The organism is Bradyrhizobium sp. in8p8 (assembly GCF_000426845.1).
In the GTDB taxonomy this organism is placed as follows: domain Bacteria; phylum Pseudomonadota; class Alphaproteobacteria; order Rhizobiales; family Xanthobacteraceae; genus Bradyrhizobium; species Bradyrhizobium japonicum_C.
This window is the reverse complement of record NZ_AUGD01000001.1, coordinates 399,367-417,057: the sequence shown is the minus strand read 5'-3', so window position 1 is coordinate 417,057 and position 17,691 is coordinate 399,367. Positions and strand designations below refer to the sequence as shown.

Sequence of the window (17,691 nt, the reverse complement as noted above, 5' to 3'; positions counted from 1 at the left end):
GATGTCGAAGATGGACAGTCCCCGGCAATCCCGACGCAGTTTTCTGGCCGCTGGCGCCGGTGTTGCGGCGTCGGTGCTCGCAAAGCCCGCCTTGGCCGGCGGCGGCAATCCGGCGAACCAGCCCCCAAACGTGCCGGAATGGACCAAATCGCTCGGCGAAGGCGTCGCCGTGCGTCCGTACGGCAAGCCGTCGAAGTTCGAGAAGGACGTCGTTCGGCGCGACGTTGAATGGCTGACCGCCTCGCGCGAGTCCTCGGTGAGCTTCACACCGCTGCATGAGCTCGAAGGAATCATCACCCCGAACGGTCTCTGTTTCGAGCGGCATCATGGCGGCATCGCCGAGATCGATCCGGTCGATCATCGCCTGATGATTCATGGGCTCGTCGAACGCCCGCTCATTCTCACGCTGGAGGAGCTGAAGCGCTATCCGCGCGTCAACCGCATCCACTTTATGGAATGCGCGGCGAATTCGGGCATGGAATGGCGCGGCGCCCAGCTCAATGGCTGCCAGTTCACCCATGGCATGATCCACTGCGTGCAGTACACAGGCGTGTCGCTGCGCACTCTTCTCGATGAAGCCGGCGTCAAGGCCAACGGCAAGTGGCTGCTGGTCGAAGGTGCCGATGCGGCCGCGATGGATCGCAGCCTGCCGATCGAGAAGGCGCTCGACGACTGCATCATCGCCTACAAGATGAACGGTGAGGCGCTCTATCCCGAGCAGGGCTATCCGATGCGGCTCGTGGTGCCGGGCTGGCAGGGCAATCTGTGGGTCAAGTGGCTGCGCCGCATCAAGGTCGGCGACCAGCCCTGGCACACCCGCGAGGAGACGTCGAAGTACACGGACCTCATGCCGAACGGCAAGGCACGCCGCTTCACCTGGTCGATGGACGCCAAATCGGTGATCACGAGCCCGAGCCCGCAGGCACCGATCAGGCACGGCAAGGGCTTTACCATTGTCTCCGGTCTGGCCTGGAGCGGCAACGGCAAGGTCAAGCGGGTGGATGTGTCGCTCGACGGCGGCCGCAACTGGTGGCCGGCACGCCTCGACGGGCCCGTTCTCGACAAGGCGCTGACGCGCTTCTACTACGAGTTCGACTGGAACGGAGAGCCGCTGCTGCTGCAGTCGCGGGTACAGGATGACACCGGGTACGTGCAGCCGAGCAAGGCCGAGCTGCGCAAGATCCGCGGCGTCAACTCCATCTATCACAACAATGGCATCCAGACCTGGCATGTGCAGGCCAATGGTGAGGTCGAGAATGTCGAAGTCGCGTAAGTTCATGGCAGTGGCGCTGACGGCCTGCGTGCTGGGCGCGCCGGCGCTTGCGGGCCAGAGGACGGACACCAAGAGCGGTCCCCGCTATCACATCGGCCGCGCGCCGACCGCGGACGAAATCCGCGGTTGGGACATCGACGTGCGACCCGATGGTCAGGGCCTGCCGGAGGGCAAGGGCACGGTTGCCCAGGGCGAGAAGCTGTTCATGGACAATTGCGCGAGCTGCCACGGCGAGTTCGGCGAGGGCAGCGGTCGCTGGCCGGTGCTGGCCGGCGGCAAGGGCTCGTTGACCTCGGACAATCCGGTCAAGACCGTGGGCTCCTACTGGCCCTACGCCTCCACCCTGTTCGACTACATCCGTCACGCCATGCCTTATGGCAATACGGGATCGCTGTCGGTCGACGAATATTATGCACTGGTTGCGTATGTGTTGCATCTGAACGACGTGATCACAGATCAGAATTTCGAGCTGACCAATAGGAATCTCGCCACGATCAAGATGCCGAACGAGCAGGGCTTCGTGATGGACGACCGCGCCACCAGCGAGAAGTCGTTCTGGCAGAAAGACCCCTGCATGAAGGATTGCATCGCGCCGGTGAAGATTACGGGGCGAGCTGTCGCCATCGACGTGACGCCTGAGGACGGCAAGAAGTCCCGGGGTGTGGAGTGAACCACGGCCGGGTGAGCCGTCGCATGCTGCTGCATGCGAGTCTCGTTGCGGGTTCGCTCATAACAATCCACCCGGCCGCGGCGGAAGCGGCGGAGCCGCATAGGCTCGCGCTGCAGATCAGCGATGACGACCAGAGCAAGATGCGAGCCGTCCTCGATGTTGCGGCCAACGTCTCGCGGCATTATTCCGGGCAGGGCGAGGATGTCGAACTGGTGGTGGTTGCCTTCAACGGCGGTCTCGACATGCTGCTCGAGGACCGCTCGCCGGTGAAGGAGCGCCTCGCAAACTTCCTGAAATCGATGCCCAATGTGAGCTTCATCGCCTGCGGAAACACGCTGGAGACGCTGGCGGCGAAGGAGGGTAAGCAACCGCGGCTGATCGAGGGCGTCAGCGTCACCCAGGTCGGGGTCGCTGCGTTGATGGATCTTGCGGAAAAGAACTGGACGATTGTCCGACCCTAGGGGAGACAGGCGCCAATGCGATGGTTGGTGGGATTGATAGCGTTGCTCGCACTTGCGACGTCCGCAGGTGCTGCCGAGCAGGAGCTCGAATTGTCGCTCGACGGCCGCACGACGCTCGCGACCCTGCGCACCCCCAGCTCGATGGGGCCCGATACGCCGCTCGTGGTCATGACCCACGGCACGCTTGCGCACAAGGACATGGAAGTCATTCAGGGCATTGCCAAGGCGCTTGAGCAGCGCGGCATCGCTTCGCTCGCCCATACGCTGTCACTGGGGCTCGATCGTCGCAAGGGCATGTATGACTGCGCCGCGCGGCATGATTATGTCATCGAGGACGCAATTGCCGAGATCGGCGCCTGGGTTGCGCGGGCGAGGGGCATGTCCCGGCTCGTCCTCGCATTCGGCCATTCGCGCGGCGGCAATCAGGTCGCGCGGTACCTCGCCGCAGGCGAAACCCCGCCTGTTGCGGGTGCGGTGCTGCTGGCGCCGGTGACCGCAAAGGCCGAGGCCGACTTGCGCGCCTCCTATGCCCAGACCTATGGCAAGCCGCTCGAGCCCCTTGTGGAGCTGGCGACCAAGTCGATCTCGGCTGGCCGCGGCGGCGAGTGGATGGATGTGCCGGGGTTCATTTATTGTCGCAATGCCATGGTCACCGCGCGGGCGCTGGCTTCTTTCTACGGTCCCGATGCCGGCCAGGACACGGCCGCGCTCGTGGCGCGTGTGAAACCGCCGGTGCTGGTACTCGTCGCGGCCAAGGATACCGTCGTGCCCGACGTGGCAGCGTCCTTCGCTTCGCTCGCGGGTTCGGGAGGGGGAAGGGTTCAGCTCGACGAGATCGAGGATGCCGACCATTTCTTCCGCGACCTGTTCGCAGACGATGTTGCAGACCGAATCGCCGAGTTCATCAAGCGAATGAGATAGAAGAAGGCTGCAGCGGCGTGTTGCGGCTCGCCGAGCTGCAACAGCACGGATATGCCGATTCGCGTTCCCGAGGGCCCCTTTGGTCCGGGATCCGGCGGTGTCTGGCTTTGATCTGGCTCATGGGACGCGACGACCAGATCGCTAGAATTGCAAACTCGCAGCAACAGCCGGGACGAACGTGCTGACGCCGGTTATCGATTTCCTTGGTGAAGACCGGCTGTCATGGCTCGGAGGTCTCCTCGTCGGAGGCCTGTTCGGGTTCTTCGCCCAGCGCAGTCGCTTCTGCCTGCGCGCCGCAGCGGTCGAATTCTCCCGGGGCGAGGGCGGTCCGCGCCTTGCGGTCTGGCTGCTGACCTTTGCCGCGGCGCTGGTCGGCACGCAGGCGCTGGTCGCGATCGGCTGGCTCGACGTGTCCGAGGCGCGCCAGCTCGCGCAGCAGGGCAGCATCTCCGGCGCGCTCGCGGGCGGCGTGATGTTCGGCTGTGGGATGGTCCTCGCGCGCGGTTGCGCCAGCCGACTGCTGGTGCTCTCGGCCAATGGCAATCTGAGAGCCCTGCTTTCAGGGCTGGTGTTTGCGGTGACCGCCCAGGCCGCCTATCGCGGGCTGCTGTCGCCGGCACGCGAATGGGTGACCAATCTGTGGCTGATCGATGGTGGACCGTCCCGCGACATCATGGCCGTTTTCGGCGCCGGTGCCCCCGAAAAGCTCGCGTTTGGCGGACTGTGGTTGATTGCCGGATTGGCTTTTGCCTTTCGCAGCAACCTGCCACGCGATCTCATGCTTGCCGCCCTTGCCACGGGAGCGGCAGTCGTTGCTGGCTGGCTCTTCACCTACCAGCTCGCGCAGGCCTCGTTCGCACCCGTGACGCTGAAGAGCCTCACCTTCAGCGGGCCTTCGGCCGAGTTGCTGATGCTTGTGCTGAACAGTTCGCAGCTCCGGCTCGGCTTCGACCTCGGCATTGTTCCGGGCGTATTCCTCGGCTCATTCGCCGCGGCGGCGCGCGCGGGTGAGCTGAAACTGGAGGGATTCTCGGACGGCCTCGGCATGAGGCGCTATCTGTTCGGCGCGGTGCTGATGGGGTTCGGCGCGATGCTCGCCGGCGGCTGCGCGGTCGGCGCCGGGGTGACCGGAGCCTCGGTCTTTGCGCTCACAGCCTGGCTCGTGCTTGCTGGCATGTGGCTCGGGGCAGGGCTGACCGATCTTCTCGTCGACGGTGCCGGCATGCCGCGACCCCGCCGCCCGGCAAAGTCGCCGACGCCGGGCGCCTGACCATTATTTTAGAGATTGCTAAATCTAATTCCTTGAATATGATTTCCCCCGATGCGCGCCGCTCGAGCCGCAGGAACGCGGTAATGCGCCGCTGCCCCGGGGAAAAGGCACATGACCACCATCACGGAAAGCTACGTTCGCGAAGCGCCGCGCACCGCGCGGATCGACTGGTCGCCCTATCTGGTCGGCGCCGGAATCGGATTGTTGAGCTGGGTCGCCTTTGGCGTATTCGGCGATCCGCTCGGCGTCACCACCGCCTATTCGCGCATCGCCTCACTCTTCGCCGTCCCGGTGATCGGACCGGAAGCTGTGGCACAGAACTCCTACTGGAAGAGCATGCCGCTGAAGTGGGATTACGGTGTTTGGTTTCTCGTCGGCATACCATTCGGCGCGTTCGTCTCGGCAGTGATATCAGGCACGTGGCGCCTCGAGCTCGTGCCTGATGTCTGGAAGGAACGGTTCGGCCCGTCAGTTGCGAAACGCTTCGCCGCCGCGTTCCTCGGTGGCATCGTGATCATGTACGGCGCCAGGCTCGCCGGCGGTTGCACCAGCGGCCACGGCATCTCGGGCGGTTTGCAGCTTGCGCTCTCGAGCTGGCTGTTCCTGGCGGTCATGTTCGCCACCGGACTCGCCGTTTCCGCCCTCATGTTCCGTGCCCGCTGAGGAGAACTGACATGACCGCAATGATGACCATCCTTGGGCCGCTGGTGATGGGTGCCGCCTTCGGCTTCCTCCTGCAGCGAGGCAAGGTGACGAGCTGCAACGTCATCGAGAATCAGTTTCGCTTGCGCGACTTCACCGTGCTGAAAGTGATGGGCACGGCGATCGTGGTCGGCGGCATCGGCGTGCTGCTGCTCGTCGACACCGGCAACACGAAATATTACGTGAAGGATGCCAACATGCTGGCAGTCGCGCTCGGCGCCGCACTGTTCGGCGTCGGCATGGTGGTCTATGGCTACTGTCCCGGAACGGCGCTTGGCGCTATTGCGACCGGCAGTGTCCATGCTCTCGTCGGCGCGCTCGGCATGATCGCCGGCGCCATCCTCTACGCGCTGAGCTTCGATTGGCTGAAGGCGAACGTGCTCAACGTCGGGGCACTTGGCAAGGTTCGCCTGCCGGACGTGACGGGCATCCCCGACGTCGTCTGGTTTGCCGCACTGGCAGTCGGTGCCGGGCTGTTCTTCTGGTGGATCGAATCCACGGAAGCCAGGCAGAAGAAGGGCTAAGTCCTGTTGTCCGCGCCGAGATGCGCGGAGACAAGCTCATCGTTTCCGAGGACGACAGAAGAGCCGGTGCAGGGTTGAAAACAACTCTTCAACCCGCCCGTCCGCGATGCGATACCACATCGTTTGCCCGTCGCGCCGGGCGGCGACAACGCCCTCTGCCTTCAGCTTGGCGAGGTGTTGCGACAGTGCCGAGGGCGAAAGACCGACGTCGTCGGCGAGCGCGCTTGCGGCAATCTCGCCGTATTCCACCAGCCTGCAGAGGATGAGCAGGCGGTGCTCGTTCGCCAACATGCGCATGAGCGCGGCCACCTCCTTGGCCTGCCGCTCCAGCTCGGTCGTCTTTAATTGGCGCATGACGGAGAGTTCAATAGCATCTGTATCGCCGCAGTCAAAGGCGCTCGCAGGAGCTATATTTGCGGAAGCGTCGCGACGATGTCGGTAGCGGCGGCAGCGAGACCGCGACAGCTTGTGCGTCGCCCTGATCAACGAGCGATGGCAGCACGACAATCCCAGGAAAGCAAACGGTTGATCCCCCAATTTGCCGACAGATCCCGGAACAGGAGGCAGATTGCGGCCGCGACCATACGATGCGGTTCAACGTGCCGCCATTCCCTGAGGGCCGCGATCAGATCGCCGACGGTGTATGTGAGATCGAGAAGAGTAGGACGCCGGGACAGCCACTGAAACCAATGCGTCCGTGGTCGCGTCCGCCGGCGCCGCACTGGCCGACACGAGCAGTCGGCGCTGGCTTGCCTTCCCCGCACCGGTCATTCGCGTTCCGTCCCAGAGCGCGATCAGCTCACGTCTAAGTCTGCAAATCAGCAGGACATCCAGAGCCGGGTCCTCAATTTCTTTCAGCTCAAGAGATCCAGAGTGCCCTGAAGAGCGTCACGACGGCTCGCATCTCCGGCGGTGGTGCAGCCGGGCGCCGCAGGGTTCGAATGCCCGGGGGTGGGAGCGAAGCCGCTTGTGAACCAGAGAAGCCGAACGGCCGAGCCTTCCTCCCGCAGCGCACAGTCGGCGCACAGCAGCAAGAGCGTGCCGTTTTGATTCTGAAGGGTGAAAGGAAAACACCCACCGCGATATTTGGGAGTTCGCAGCCGACCTCAAGTATGAAAGCTCGTTGATCTGCGTCATGAGACTTGCCTTGATGCTCCTATAGGTTACCTACCGGTTCACAAGCACAATTGCGGCCCAAATGACCGGAGGGGATCAATGCGCATTCTTCTTCTTCTCGGCGAGACGGAGTCCTCGCTTAGCGCGCGGGAGTTTGCATTCGATCTCGCCCGTCCCGGCGGACTACTGGTTTCCGGCCTATCTGGTATCGATCTGTCTTCCCTCACTGTTCCAATGATTGGCGGGATTGGCGCGTCGGCATATCAAGCCAAGCTCGAGGAGATCCGGGGGCGGCAAGCGCGCGAGAGTAACGCGCGGCTACACGCGTCATATGCTGAAGCATGTGATGCGAGGGGCGTCGAGTTCTCCTGGCTCTCTTTCGAAGGTGATCCGCCTGAGGCCTTCCGCGCTGCTTCCGAGACGCGAGATTTGATCGTCACCGGTCACGATACGACCTTTTCGGTCGACCAGGCTCCCTCGCTGCCGGAATTGCTGTCCAACCTTCTGCTGCTCTCGCCACGGCCAGTCGTCGTCTGCGGCGACGAGTATCGCCGTCCGCGCGACGTGTTGGTCGCATATGACGGCAGTCTGCCCGCCATGCGCGCCTTGCAAATGTACGCACTTCTGGGATTGTGGCGCGAGGCTCGCGTGCACGTGACGTCTATCGCAGCGGAATCGGAGCTTGCGACCCGACGCGCTCATGCTGCGGCCGACTTCTTACGTGGCCATGACGTACACTGTACGGTCGTTCCGATCGAGGCGAGGGTGGACCCGTCCGAGGCGATCCGAATTGAAGTCATTGATAGGGACATTGGTCTGCTGGTGATGGGCGCGTTTGGTCATCGCGGCTGGAGCAATGCCCTGTTTGGCTCGACGACGCGGCGACTGGTCGAGCGGCCGCCTTGTCCCCTGTTCCTCTTCCACTAGAACCGGCGTCCGTGCCCGTGCAGGTACGCGCCTTACACCGCTTCAAGATCGAGCAGATCGAGGAGGCTTACGGGCTATGCGCCAATCAGCGCGAGGACGTCCTCGAAGTGGCGATCTCGCCCTGACAACGCAGCGGATAGCAAGCTCAACCGAAACACAACTCCGGGTCTCACAATTGAGCAAGAACGAGCGCGAAGCACACCACCACGCAATGTCCGTGGAAGCGGTCCTCGCCGCTCTCGAGGCTGGTGCAAGCGGGCTTTCGGCTTCCGAGGCGGCGCGGCGCCTAAGCCGATACGGACCCAACCGGCTTCCGGAACCGCCGCGACGCAGTGCGATCCTGCGTTTCCTCTCCCACTTCCACAACTTCCTGATTTATGTGTTGCTGGGTGCGGCGGCGATCACTGCCGCTCTCGGTCATCTCGTCGACTCGAGCGTCATCCTCGCGGTGGTGATCGCCAATGCGGTCATCGGCTTCATTCAGGAAGGGCGCGCGGAACAGGCGATGGATGCCATCCGCCAGATGCTGGCTCCGAAATCCTCCGTGATGCGCGATGGCGAACGGCACAGCATCGACAGCGCCTCAGTGGTCCCGGGCGATATCGTGCTGTTGGAGGCAGGCGAGAGAGTTCCTGCCGACTTGCGGCTGGTAGAGGCGACCGGTCTCCGGATCGAGGAGGCAATCCTCACCGGCGAGTCCGTTCCGACAGAAAAGGAAACGAAGCCTGTGGCAAGCGGAGCGATGATCGGTGACCGATCGTGCATGGCTTTCAGCGGGACGCTCGTTGCCGGAGGCGCCGGTCGTGGCGTGGCCGTGGCCACCGGAGCGTCAACGGAAATAGGCCGCATAAGCGGCATGCTGTCCCGAGTCGAGACATTGACCACGCCGCTGGTTCGCCAGATGGACGGGTTCGCGCGATGGCTGACAATCCTGATCCTGATGATTGGCGGCGTGCTGCTCGTCTACGGCTATTTCGTGGGGCATCTGCCCTTCGCCGAGTTGTTCATGAGCGTCGTCGGCCTGTCGGTCGCTGCAATCCCGGAGGGACTACCGGCCGTACTGACCATCACGCTGGCCGTGGGTGTCCAGGCGATGGCTCGCCGCAACGCCATCGTTCGCCGCCTGCCGGCCATCGAGACGCTTGGGTCTGTTTCTGTGATTTGCAGCGACAAGACGGGAACACTCACCCGCAATGAGATGATGGTGACCACCCTGGCCAGCGCCGACCACATCTATTCGGTCGCGGGAGACGGGTATGCGCCCGAAGGCGCTATCCGGCTCGCCGATGCTGACGTCGACCCGGCGGAGCATGAGCTGCTGCTCGAATTCGCCCGAACCTGTGCTTTGTGCAATGATGCCGCCTTGCACAGTCATGACGAAGGGTGGAAGGTCGAGGGCGATCCAATGGAAGGCGCGCTCAAGGCTCTGGCCGGCAAGATTACGCGTCAGGGCGCTGCGGCCTTCGCCGATTGGACGCGAACCGACACCATCCCCTTCGACGCCAGGCATCGGTACATGGCCGTCCTCCATCACGATCATGAGGGGCATGCCTGGATCCACGTCAAGGGCGCTCCGGAACGGATCCTCGCCATGTGTTCCGTCCAGCGGGCATCAGATGGTAGCACTCACGCTATCGACGCGGACTACTGGCGCAAGCGGATGGACGACATTGCCGCGCATGGACAGCGCGTCCTGGCTCTTGCCGCACGTTCAACGGCGCCGGATCACGTCGTCCTGAACACTGCCGATCTCGACGGCCATATGGTGCTTGTCGGACTGATCGGCCTGATCGATCCACCTCGCCCGGAAGCCATCGCCGCCGTTGCGGAGTGCCATGGCGCAGGAATCCGCGTCAAGATGATCACCGGCGACCATGCAGGCACGGCAGCAGCAATCGCGCGCCAGGTCGGCCTTCAGCACCCCGGCAAAGTGCTTACCGGGGCCGATCTCGAGGCAATGAGTGACGCCGAGTTAGCGGCCGTCGTCGTCGACACCGACGTTTACGCGAGGACCAGCCCTGAACACAAGCTAAGGCTGGTGACAGCGCTCCAATCGCACGGATTGACGGTTGCCATGACTGGGGACGGGGTGAACGACGCGCCCGCGCTCAAGCGCGCCGACGCCGGTATCGCGATGGGACAGAAAGGCAGCGAAGCCGCCAAGGAAGCCTCCGATCTGGTCCTCGCCGACGACAATTTCGCATCCATCGCCGTCGCGATCCGCGAAGGACGCACGGTCTATGACAACATCAAGAAGGTCATCAGTTGGACGCTGCCCACCAATGCGGGGGAAGCCACGACAATAATCGCCGCGCTGTTTCTCGGAATGGCGCTGCCCGTCACAGCGGTGCAGATCCTGTGGATCAATCTGATCACCGGAATCACTCTCGGCGTTGCGCTAGCATTCGAGCCGACCGAAGAAGACACGATGAAGCGGGCGCCGCGGTCACGAAAGGAGCCACTGCTGACTGGCGCGCTGATCTGGCACATCATTCTCGTGTCCGTACTGTTCCTTGCGGCAGTCTTCGGCATGTACACCTATGCAATCGACAAAGGACATGCGCCAGACCTCGCCCGGACCATCGCCCTGAACACGCTTGTGGTGCTCGAGATCTTCCATCTCTTTTTCATCCGCAACATCTACGGCACTTCGTTGACCTTGAAAGCGGTGCGGGGGACACGCGCCGTGTGGATTTGCGTGATCGCAATCACCTTGGCTCAATTCGCTGTCACTTATCTTCCGCCGCTCCAGCAGGTGTTCGGCACGCAACCGGTATCGTTCTTCGATGGGATGCTCATCGTGGCGGTCGGCGCAGTGTTCTTCGCGGTGATCGAGGCGGAGAAACAGCTAAGAATTGTCTTCCAGCGCACCGAGCAGGCCCCCGCCTCACAGACGACCGTGTAGCGACAAGCACAATTGAAGACCAGGGCGGCGCATGGCTCTCTCTACTTACGATACAAGATAGCTCGCGACCCATTCCGCGATCACTCGCGTTGCGGCCTGATGCACATCAGCGCACTGCGGCCAACTGTCACGGTCTTGCGTCGGTGCGGAGCCGGTATGGCATGAAGGCTGGCGGATACCCTTCGATGCCGAGAGCGTTATCGTAAGATTTCGGAGACTTGGTCGACCGAATCGCCCGACAATGACAGCCAGCTGTAACGGACTCGTAGATGAAACTTTCGCTTGTTGTCTTGCTGCCGGTCGTTGGGGCTCTGATCCCGCCGCTCGCAATCCAAGCGGGGCGGAATGTCTGCACGACCGTTACAGCCGCCATCACGGGACTCGCACTCGTCATTCTACTCACGGAAGCTCCGGCCGTTTATTCTGGTGGCGTCCCGCAGACGAACATGTCGTGGTTACCGCAACTCGGCCTCTCGGTTTCGCTTTTCGCCGACGGTCTTGCCCTGTTCTTTGCGGCACTGATCCTAGGGATCGGGCTGCTGATCATCCTCTATGCGCGATTCTACCTGAGCCGCAGCGACTCGATGGGTCGGTTCTTCTGTTACCTCCTGCTTTTCCAGGGCTCGATGGTCGGCATCGTCCTGAGCAACAATATCCTCCTCCTGGTTGTGTTCTGGGAGCTCACCAGCCTCACATCCTTCCTGCTGATCGGCTACTGGTATCACCTGCCGGCCTCGCGTGCGGGAGCGCTCATGGCTTTGGTGGTCACGGGCGCCGGTGGACTTGCGCTGATGGGCGGCATGCTGTTGCTCGGTCATTCTGCCGGCAGCTTCGAGCTGACTGAGATCCTGAACCGCGGCGAAGCGATCAAAGCCTCACCCCTCTATCTGCCGGCACTGCTGTTGATCCTCCTGGGAGCGTTCACCAAGTCGGCGCAGTTCCCGTTTCACTTCTGGTTGCCGCATGCGATGGCCGCGCCGACGCCAGTATCCGCTTATCTGCATTCGGCGACCATGGTGAAGGCTGGTGTCTTCCTGCTCGCGCGTCTTTGGCCGGTCATGTCCGGCACGCAGGAATGGTTCCTGATCGTCTCGTTGACCGGCCTCGTCACGATGGTGATGGCGGCGTGGATTGCCCTGTTCAAGGATGATCTGAAAGCGCTGCTCGCATTCTCGACCATCAGCCATCTCGGACTGCTGACGATGCTGCTCGGCTTCGGCACCCGCATGGCGGTCGTCGCCGCCGTATTCCATATCCTCAATCATGCCACCTTCAAGGCGGCGTTGTTCATGTCCGCAGGCATAGTGGATCACGAGGCCGGCACGCGTGACATCCGCAGGCTTGGCGGTTTGCGTCATCTCATGCCGATCACAACAGGCCTCGCCATCGTCGCCGCAGCCTCGATGGCTGGGGTACCCTTGCTGAACGGCTTCCTGTCGAAGGAAATGATGCTGGAGGAGGCGTCGCACACGATCTACGCGGGACAGGCCTGGATCTTTCCGCTTTTTGCCACCGTCGGAGCGCTGCTGTCAGCGGCTTACTCCGCCCGGTTGATCTTCCACGTCTTTCTCGGTCCGCAGCGGAGCAATTACCCGCGCCACCCGCATGACCCGTCCTTCGGGATGTGGCTGCCAGTTGCAGTGCTGGTCATCCCGGTCATCGCTATCGGCGTGGTGCCCGCGACATTCGCCGTGCCGATCGAACTGACCGCGCGCGCGGTCGCACACGGAACCTTGCCAGACTTTCACCTCGCCTTGTGGCACGGCTTCACTCCCGCACTGGCAATGAGCTCGCTCGCACTTGCGGGGGGCCTCGTGCTGTTGTGGATCTACCCGTCCGCCAACCGCTTGCGCCTCGCCGCGCCACGGGCCGATGCCATGACGATGTTCATGACTTCCCTCGCAGCCGTAATTTGGGCATCGCGGCTTGCCCTCAGCAGCATCAATGGCGGAGGTCTACCGCGCTACCTGAGCATCATCGTCGGGACCATCAGCATCCTGGCCCTGACTGGATTCCTGGGGGCGGCGCCCGCGCCAATGGCAGGCGGTCGCGCCGTTCTTCCCGCCACGCTACCGGTTGTGACGGGCTGGCTGGTCTTGCTCCTGGCGTGCGGAATGATCGTCCGGTGCCACTACGATCGGCTGACCGCGTTGATCGTCACCAGCATTGTCGGGCTCGTGGTATCGCTCGCCTTCCTGCAGTTCTCGGCTCCCGATCTCGCGCTGACCCAAATCTCGGTCGAGGTGGTAACTACGATTCTCCTTCTGCTCGCGATCAATCTGTTGCCGCGCACGACGCCTGACGAATCGCCCTTGCGTGCAAAGCTCGGCGCTGGCGGACTGGCGATGGTCGCAGGAGTTGGCGTAGCTGCGCTGGCTTACGCCGTGATGACGCGCAACTTCGAGCCCATTTCCGGCTATCACATCGAACAATCGAAACCCGGCGGCGGCGGCACCAATGTCGTGAATGTCATTCTGGTCGACTTTCGCGGCTACGACACATTTGGCGAGATCATCGTGCTCGCGATCGCGGCACTAACGATCTTCGCTTTGCTCGACTCCGCGATGCAGGGCGCCGCTGGGCGCCGGCTCGCACGGGTGCGTTTCGATCCGCAGGCCCACGACCCTCACCCGCTGATGCTGACGGTCGTGACCCGCATTCTGCTGCCGCTGTCGCTGATGGTCGGCGCCTACATCCTCCTGAGGGGGCACAATATGCCCGGCGGCGGATTCATCGCCGGCCTCATCGTCGCCATCGCCTTCCTCATGCAATATATGGCGAGCGGTTATGTCTGGGCGCATCGCCGCGCTCGCTTCGACGCCCATGTGATGATCGGCGGCGGTGTGTTGATCGCAGGTGCGACCGGCCTCGCAGCGCTCCTGTTCGGCCGGCCGTTCCTAACGAGCACGTTCGGCTATTTCAACCTGCCAGTGTTCGGCGAAGTGGAACTGGCCTCCGCAATGGCCTTTGACATTGGCGTGTTCTTCGCCGTGGTCGGCACCTGCCTGCTGTCGCTTGCGACATTATCTCGCGTGGAAGAACGCGCAGAGCAGGCATCCAACCAGATGGAGGCCCGCAATCCATGAGCATGGAATTTCTCGTCGCTACAGGAATCGGTGCGCTCACTGCCGTCGGTCTCTACCTGATCCTACTGCGGCGCACGTTTCCGGTGGTAATCGGACTGTCATTTCTCTCCTACGCGGTAAATGTATTCCTGTTCGCAATGGGCCGGCTTACGATCGACCTGCCCCCGATTGTCAGCCGGTCCGCTGCCGGATACACTGACCCGCTGCCGCAGGCACTCGTCCTCACCGCGATCGTCATCACTTTCGGGATGACGGCATTGATCGTGGTGTTATCGCTACGGGCCTTTCTTGAGACGGGCACTGACGACGTCGCTCTGCATGTCCGGCGCGACGAGGAGTCGTGCGGCATACCCCGCGACGAGCGTTTCCGATGACAGATGCATGGCTAATTGTTCCTGTCGCGGTGCCGGCAATGACCGCGGCGATGCTGGTGCTGGCCATGCGCCACAGTCTGGCCGGACAGCGGATTTTGTCAGCGGCGGCAACCGCATGTCAGCTCGCTGTCGCGATCGGGCTCTACGTCGGCGCCAGCGACGGCGAACCACGAACATATCTGCTTGGGAATTGGCCTGCGCCGTTTGGAATCGTGCTGGTGCTGGACCGGCTGGCGGCCACCATGCTGCTGCTGGCCGGGCTGCTTGCCGTCGGCGTGGTCTTGGCAGCGATCGGCGAGTGGGACAAGCGCGGACGGCACTTCCATGCTCTGTTCCAGTTTCAATTGCTGGGCGTTAATGGCGCCTTTCTCACGGGCGACCTGTTCAATCTGTTTGTATTCTTCGAGGTGCTTCTGATCGCCTCCTACGGGCTCATGCTGCATGGCGGCGGCGCCCGTCGCCTGAAAGCCGGATTCCACTACGTCGCAATCAACCTGATCGGCTCGACCGTCTTCCTGCTCGCGGTCGGGACGATCTATGCTGTCACTGGCACGCTCAACATGGCGGACCTCGCCGTGAAGGTACCTCAAGTCGCGACCGCCGATCAGGCGCTGCTCGCAGTCGGGGGGCTTCTGCTGCTCACCGTGTTCGCAATCAAGTCCGCTATGGTCCCGCTGCATTGGTGGCTGCCGCCGACGTACGGATCGACGTCGCCGCCTGCCGCCGCATTGTTCGCAATAATGACCAAGGTGGGGGCCTATTCGATTATCCGTGTCTATACGCTGATCTTCGGTTCCGGTGCAGGCCCGCTGTCGGACCTCGCAACGCCCTGGATTCTGCCGGCCGGGATGCTGACGCTCGTCATCGGGACAATTGGGGTGCTGGCAAGCCGCCGCCTGCTTGATCTTGCCTGCCATTCGCTGATCGCCTCGATGGGAACGTTGCTCATTGCCATCGGGCTGGCCAGCGCCGCCGGACTTGCCGCTGCGCTCTATTACGCGGTGCAGAGCACCATCGCCAGCGCCGCGCTGTTTCTGCTCGCCGGCCTTCTCGCTCCCGGGAGAGGCGGCCGCGCAAAGTTCGGGTGGTATCAGCAGCATGCCGAATTGTTCGCAGGATTCTACTTCCTTCTCGCCATCGCGACGGTGGGCATGCCGCCGCTCGCCGGGTTTATCGGCAAGCTCCTGATCCTCGAGGCCGGACGCGCCGCTTCCCATGCCACGACCATCTGGCCTGCGGTCCTGATCACGAGCCTCCTGCTGATCGTCGGTTTCGCACGCAGCGGCATTCAGATCTTCTGGAACCGGATCGAGCTACCGCAGGTGTCGGCGGTGCGACCTGTGCCGATGCTGCCGACATTCGTGATTGCCGGCATGATTGCGACAGTGGCGGCCCTGGGTTTTTTCGCTGGTCCGGTGATGGACGACATGACCGCCACCGCCGAACAATTGCTCTCGCCGCAGCGCTACATCGCGACGGTGCTGCAGCCGCGCGAAACCTCGAGCCTCACGGGAGAATAGGCCGATGCGCGCATTGCTGCCTCATCCCGTGCTTGTCGTGATCCTCGCTCTGGTTTGGGGCCTGCTGATCAACGACCTCTCATGGGGCGCTATCCTGTTCGGATTGCTGCTCGGGGTGGTGATCGCCTGGCTGACCAGCCCCTACTGGCCGGGGCGGTCGAAGATCCGAAACCCGCTGCCGATCCCGGAATATTTTGCCATCGTGCTTTGGGACATCTTCGTCTCCAATGTGCAGGTCGCCTATCTTGTTCTATTCCGTCGCGGAGCAAGCCTGAAGTCGCAATTCGTCACGGTGCCCCTCTCTCTCGAAAGCCCGGAGGCGATCGCCACCCTGGCGGGCACGATCACTATGACCCCGGGGACGTTGAGTGCCGATCTGAGCGCCGATGGACGATCGCTGCTGGTGCATTGCCTTGATATAACCGACCCCGCCGCCACCGTGGCCACTATCAAGTCCCGTTACGAGCGGCGCCTGATGAGGATATTCGCATGATCGCTGCCAGCTGCGCCTTTGCCATCATCGCGATCGCGGCATCCATCCTGTTGAACGTCTACCGCCTGATTATAGGGCCGGACGTGACCGACCGCATCCTTGCACTCGATACGATGGTGATCAATGCGATCGGCCTCATCGTCGTGGCCGGGATCGTGTTCGGAACCGCCATGTACTTCGAGGCGGCCTTGTTGTTCGCTATGGTCGGGTTCGTCTCAACCGTCGCGTTTTGCAAGTTCCTGCTGCGCGGCAATGTGATCGAGTGATGACCATGGCGGCATTTATCGAAATGGCGAGCGCCGCTTTCATCGTGATTGGCGGCGCGTTCCTGTTCGTCGGATCGGTCGGGCTTGCCAAGCTGCCGGATACGATGCGGCGCCTGCATGGCCCAACCAAGGCGACGACGCTCGGGATTGGCTCCTTGCTGATCGCGTCCATGCTCTATTTCTTGGTGCGCCATCAGGCAGTCGGCATCCACGAAATCCTGATCACGCTGTTCCTGTTCCTGACCGCGCCGGTGAGCGCCCAGATGATCGCGAAGGCTCATATTTTCCGAAGTCAGGAGCTGCAGCGGACCCTGCCTCTCGATGCAGGCGGCTCCGGATGGGCGACACTGGCCGGCCAAGCTAACTCGCCCAAGGCTTCCGCACCTAGCGCTCACCCGGTGTGCGCGAGCAATCCGCCCCGCTCACAGTCCGACTGATTCGAACAAATGCCGCATTCTGCCTTTGGGCACCGAAAGCTGCCAGTGCCGCACATCGGGCTAACCTAGCTTCGAGGATCTCTGCCGGTTTCATCGGAAGTACGGCAACGGGTCTGATTGCTGCCTTCCGGCTCAAGTTGCCCCCCCGTCATCTTCTTGAGCTCTCGCTCCAGGGCGCGCTTGAACCTGAGCTCCTGACGCTCCACAAGCAAGTAAGCGCCCATGAACGTCACGGCAACGGAGATGGCAAGTGAGGTGCCGCTGGATGCCGTAAACCGAGCAATGAAGAGCCAAACTGCTGCACCTGTTAGAGCTCCTACAAAGGACGCGGGAAGTATCGGCCGTCCAACCTCCTGCAGGGCGGCCTGCAACGCTTTCATGCGGCAGTTGCGGTCGATCGGCTGAGAATACTGGCGCATTGACGACCACCTTTGAGCTCAGAACCGCGGCTCCAAACGGAGCCCGCGACCACAGCGTTGGGCCGGCGAACATTTCCATGCTCGATTCTGCCACATTGGGGAGACCGGACAATCCCACGAATGTTTTGGCATACGAGCTGGATGTACGGTCGCGTACCAACTTTCAAGGGCGGACCTTTGCCGATCCACAGCACCATCATTGCGGAACCCGCCACGAACGATTGCCTCCAATGGCGAGAGTCGTCAGCTGGGCTGATGCGTGACGTTATCGATCTTGCCAGCGCTGAAATGCTCCTAGGCACATCCAATCGCCGCAGGTAAGTATCT

Annotated in this window: 17 protein-coding genes; 15 read left to right on the top strand and 2 right to left on the bottom strand. The window is 62.6% G+C overall.

Annotated elements, in window-relative coordinates:
• Nucleotide 1: 1 nt before the first annotated feature.
• The 7 genes from soxC (at nucleotide 2) to K408_RS0101920 (ending at nucleotide 5,821) form a co-directional block, all read left to right on the top strand.
• Nucleotides 2-1,273 (top strand): sulfite dehydrogenase, encoded by a 1,272-nt coding sequence (gene soxC, locus K408_RS0101950; RefSeq protein WP_024337396.1) that lies wholly within the window; start codon nucleotides 2-4, stop codon nucleotides 1,271-1,273.
• Nucleotides 1,257-1,943, top strand: coding sequence for a c-type cytochrome (locus K408_RS0101945; RefSeq protein WP_035697774.1), 687 nt, complete (start codon nucleotides 1,257-1,259; stop codon nucleotides 1,941-1,943). The genes soxC and K408_RS0101945 overlap by 17 nt, the downstream gene beginning before the upstream one ends.
• A gap of 23 nt (nucleotides 1,944-1,966) precedes the next feature.
• Nucleotides 1,967-2,404 (top strand): DsrE family protein, encoded by a 438-nt coding sequence (locus tag K408_RS0101940; RefSeq protein ID WP_024337398.1) that lies wholly within the window; start codon nucleotides 1,967-1,969, stop codon nucleotides 2,402-2,404.
• Between the two features lie 15 nt (nucleotides 2,405-2,419).
• On the top strand, nucleotides 2,420-3,325 hold the full coding sequence (locus K408_RS0101935; protein ID WP_024337399.1) for an alpha/beta hydrolase: 906 nt from the start codon (nucleotides 2,420-2,422) through the stop codon (nucleotides 3,323-3,325).
• A 178-nt stretch (nucleotides 3,326-3,503) separates the two neighbouring features.
• The gene (locus tag K408_RS0101930; protein ID WP_024337400.1) at nucleotides 3,504-4,595 is read left to right on the top strand and encodes a YeeE/YedE family protein; all 1,092 of its coding nucleotides are present in this window, start codon (nucleotides 3,504-3,506) and stop codon (nucleotides 4,593-4,595) included.
• A gap of 111 nt (nucleotides 4,596-4,706) precedes the next feature.
• The gene (locus K408_RS0101925; protein ID WP_155248247.1) at nucleotides 4,707-5,258 is read left to right on the top strand and encodes a YeeE/YedE thiosulfate transporter family protein; all 552 of its coding nucleotides are present in this window, start codon (nucleotides 4,707-4,709) and stop codon (nucleotides 5,256-5,258) included.
• Nucleotides 5,259-5,269: 11 nt separating this feature from the next.
• Nucleotides 5,270-5,821, top strand: a complete 552-nt coding sequence (locus tag K408_RS0101920) for a YeeE/YedE thiosulfate transporter family protein (RefSeq protein WP_024337402.1) — start codon at nucleotides 5,270-5,272, stop codon at nucleotides 5,819-5,821.
• 36 nt (nucleotides 5,822-5,857) lie between these two features.
• Here K408_RS0101920 and K408_RS0101915 read toward each other — a convergent pair whose 3' ends face one another.
• The gene (locus K408_RS0101915; protein ID WP_024337403.1) at nucleotides 5,858-6,175 is read right to left on the bottom strand and encodes an ArsR/SmtB family transcription factor; all 318 of its coding nucleotides are present in this window, start codon (nucleotides 6,173-6,175) and stop codon (nucleotides 5,858-5,860) included.
• 861 nt (nucleotides 6,176-7,036) lie between these two features.
• Between K408_RS0101915 and K408_RS0101910 the strand changes: the two genes are divergently transcribed.
• The 8 genes from K408_RS0101910 (at nucleotide 7,037) to K408_RS37500 (ending at nucleotide 16,945) form a co-directional block, all read left to right on the top strand.
• Nucleotides 7,037-7,864 carry a universal stress protein gene (locus K408_RS0101910; RefSeq protein WP_024337404.1) on the top strand — a complete coding sequence of 276 codons (828 nt, stop codon included), beginning with the start codon at nucleotides 7,037-7,039 and terminating at the stop codon, nucleotides 7,862-7,864.
• 175 nt (nucleotides 7,865-8,039) lie between these two features.
• Nucleotides 8,040-10,769, top strand: coding sequence for a cation-transporting P-type ATPase (locus K408_RS0101900; RefSeq protein WP_024337405.1), 2,730 nt, complete (start codon nucleotides 8,040-8,042; stop codon nucleotides 10,767-10,769).
• 269 nt (nucleotides 10,770-11,038) lie between these two features.
• The gene (locus tag K408_RS37505; RefSeq protein WP_024337406.1) at nucleotides 11,039-13,855 is read left to right on the top strand and encodes a monovalent cation/H+ antiporter subunit A; all 2,817 of its coding nucleotides are present in this window, start codon (nucleotides 11,039-11,041) and stop codon (nucleotides 13,853-13,855) included.
• Between the two features lie 2 nt (nucleotides 13,856-13,857).
• Nucleotides 13,858-14,229, top strand: coding sequence for a Na+/H+ antiporter subunit C (locus K408_RS0101890; RefSeq protein ID WP_024337407.1), 372 nt, complete (start codon nucleotides 13,858-13,860; stop codon nucleotides 14,227-14,229).
• On the top strand, nucleotides 14,226-15,749 hold the full coding sequence (locus tag K408_RS0101885) for a monovalent cation/H+ antiporter subunit D (protein WP_024337408.1): 1,524 nt from the start codon (nucleotides 14,226-14,228) through the stop codon (nucleotides 15,747-15,749). Before K408_RS0101890 ends, K408_RS0101885 begins: the two co-directional genes overlap by 4 nt.
• 4 nt (nucleotides 15,750-15,753) lie before the next feature.
• The gene (locus tag K408_RS0101880) at nucleotides 15,754-16,242 is read left to right on the top strand and encodes a Na+/H+ antiporter subunit E (RefSeq protein WP_024337409.1); all 489 of its coding nucleotides are present in this window, start codon (nucleotides 15,754-15,756) and stop codon (nucleotides 16,240-16,242) included.
• Nucleotides 16,239-16,508: a K+/H+ antiporter subunit F gene (locus tag K408_RS0101875; RefSeq protein ID WP_024337410.1), complete on the top strand. Its 270-nt coding sequence runs from the start codon at nucleotides 16,239-16,241 to the stop codon at nucleotides 16,506-16,508. Before K408_RS0101880 ends, K408_RS0101875 begins: the two co-directional genes overlap by 4 nt.
• A 5-nt stretch (nucleotides 16,509-16,513) precedes the next feature.
• Nucleotides 16,514-16,945: a Na+/H+ antiporter subunit G gene (locus K408_RS37500; protein WP_024337411.1), complete on the top strand. Its 432-nt coding sequence runs from the start codon at nucleotides 16,514-16,516 to the stop codon at nucleotides 16,943-16,945.
• 65 nt (nucleotides 16,946-17,010) lie between these two features.
• On the opposite strand, the gene K408_RS0101865 is transcribed toward K408_RS37500, so the two are convergent.
• The gene (locus K408_RS0101865; RefSeq protein ID WP_024337412.1) at nucleotides 17,011-17,364 is read right to left on the bottom strand and encodes a hypothetical protein; all 354 of its coding nucleotides are present in this window, start codon (nucleotides 17,362-17,364) and stop codon (nucleotides 17,011-17,013) included.
• Between the last annotated feature and the right edge of the window lie 327 nt (nucleotides 17,365-17,691).

Coding starts and splice junctions, on each gene's coding strand:
- K408_RS0101945 (WP_035697774.1), top strand. CDS start 1,257: ATGTCGAAGTCGCGTAAGTTCATGGCAGTGGCGCTGACGGCCTGCGTG.
- K408_RS0101925 (WP_155248247.1), top strand. CDS start 4,707: ATGACCACCATCACGGAAAGCTACGTTCGCGAAGCGCCGCGCACCGCG.
- K408_RS37500 (WP_024337411.1), top strand. CDS start 16,514: ATGGCGGCATTTATCGAAATGGCGAGCGCCGCTTTCATCGTGATTGGC.
- K408_RS0101890 (WP_024337407.1), top strand. CDS start 13,858: ATGGAATTTCTCGTCGCTACAGGAATCGGTGCGCTCACTGCCGTCGGT.
- K408_RS0101865 (WP_024337412.1), bottom strand. CDS start 17,364: ATGCGCCAGTATTCTCAGCCGATCGACCGCAACTGCCGCATGAAAGCG.
- K408_RS0101910 (WP_024337404.1), top strand. CDS start 7,037: ATGCGCATTCTTCTTCTTCTCGGCGAGACGGAGTCCTCGCTTAGCGCG.
- K408_RS0101885 (WP_024337408.1), top strand. CDS start 14,226: ATGACAGATGCATGGCTAATTGTTCCTGTCGCGGTGCCGGCAATGACC.
- K408_RS0101915 (WP_024337403.1), bottom strand. CDS start 6,175: ATGCGCCAATTAAAGACGACCGAGCTGGAGCGGCAGGCCAAGGAGGTG.
- K408_RS0101875 (WP_024337410.1), top strand. CDS start 16,239: ATGATCGCTGCCAGCTGCGCCTTTGCCATCATCGCGATCGCGGCATCC.
- soxC (WP_024337396.1), top strand. CDS start 2: ATGTCGAAGATGGACAGTCCCCGGCAATCCCGACGCAGTTTTCTGGCC.
- K408_RS0101920 (WP_024337402.1), top strand. CDS start 5,270: ATGACCGCAATGATGACCATCCTTGGGCCGCTGGTGATGGGTGCCGCC.
- K408_RS0101935 (WP_024337399.1), top strand. CDS start 2,420: ATGCGATGGTTGGTGGGATTGATAGCGTTGCTCGCACTTGCGACGTCC.
- K408_RS0101940 (WP_024337398.1), top strand. CDS start 1,967: ATGCTGCTGCATGCGAGTCTCGTTGCGGGTTCGCTCATAACAATCCAC.
- K408_RS37505 (WP_024337406.1), top strand. CDS start 11,039: ATGAAACTTTCGCTTGTTGTCTTGCTGCCGGTCGTTGGGGCTCTGATC.
- K408_RS0101880 (WP_024337409.1), top strand. CDS start 15,754: ATGCGCGCATTGCTGCCTCATCCCGTGCTTGTCGTGATCCTCGCTCTG.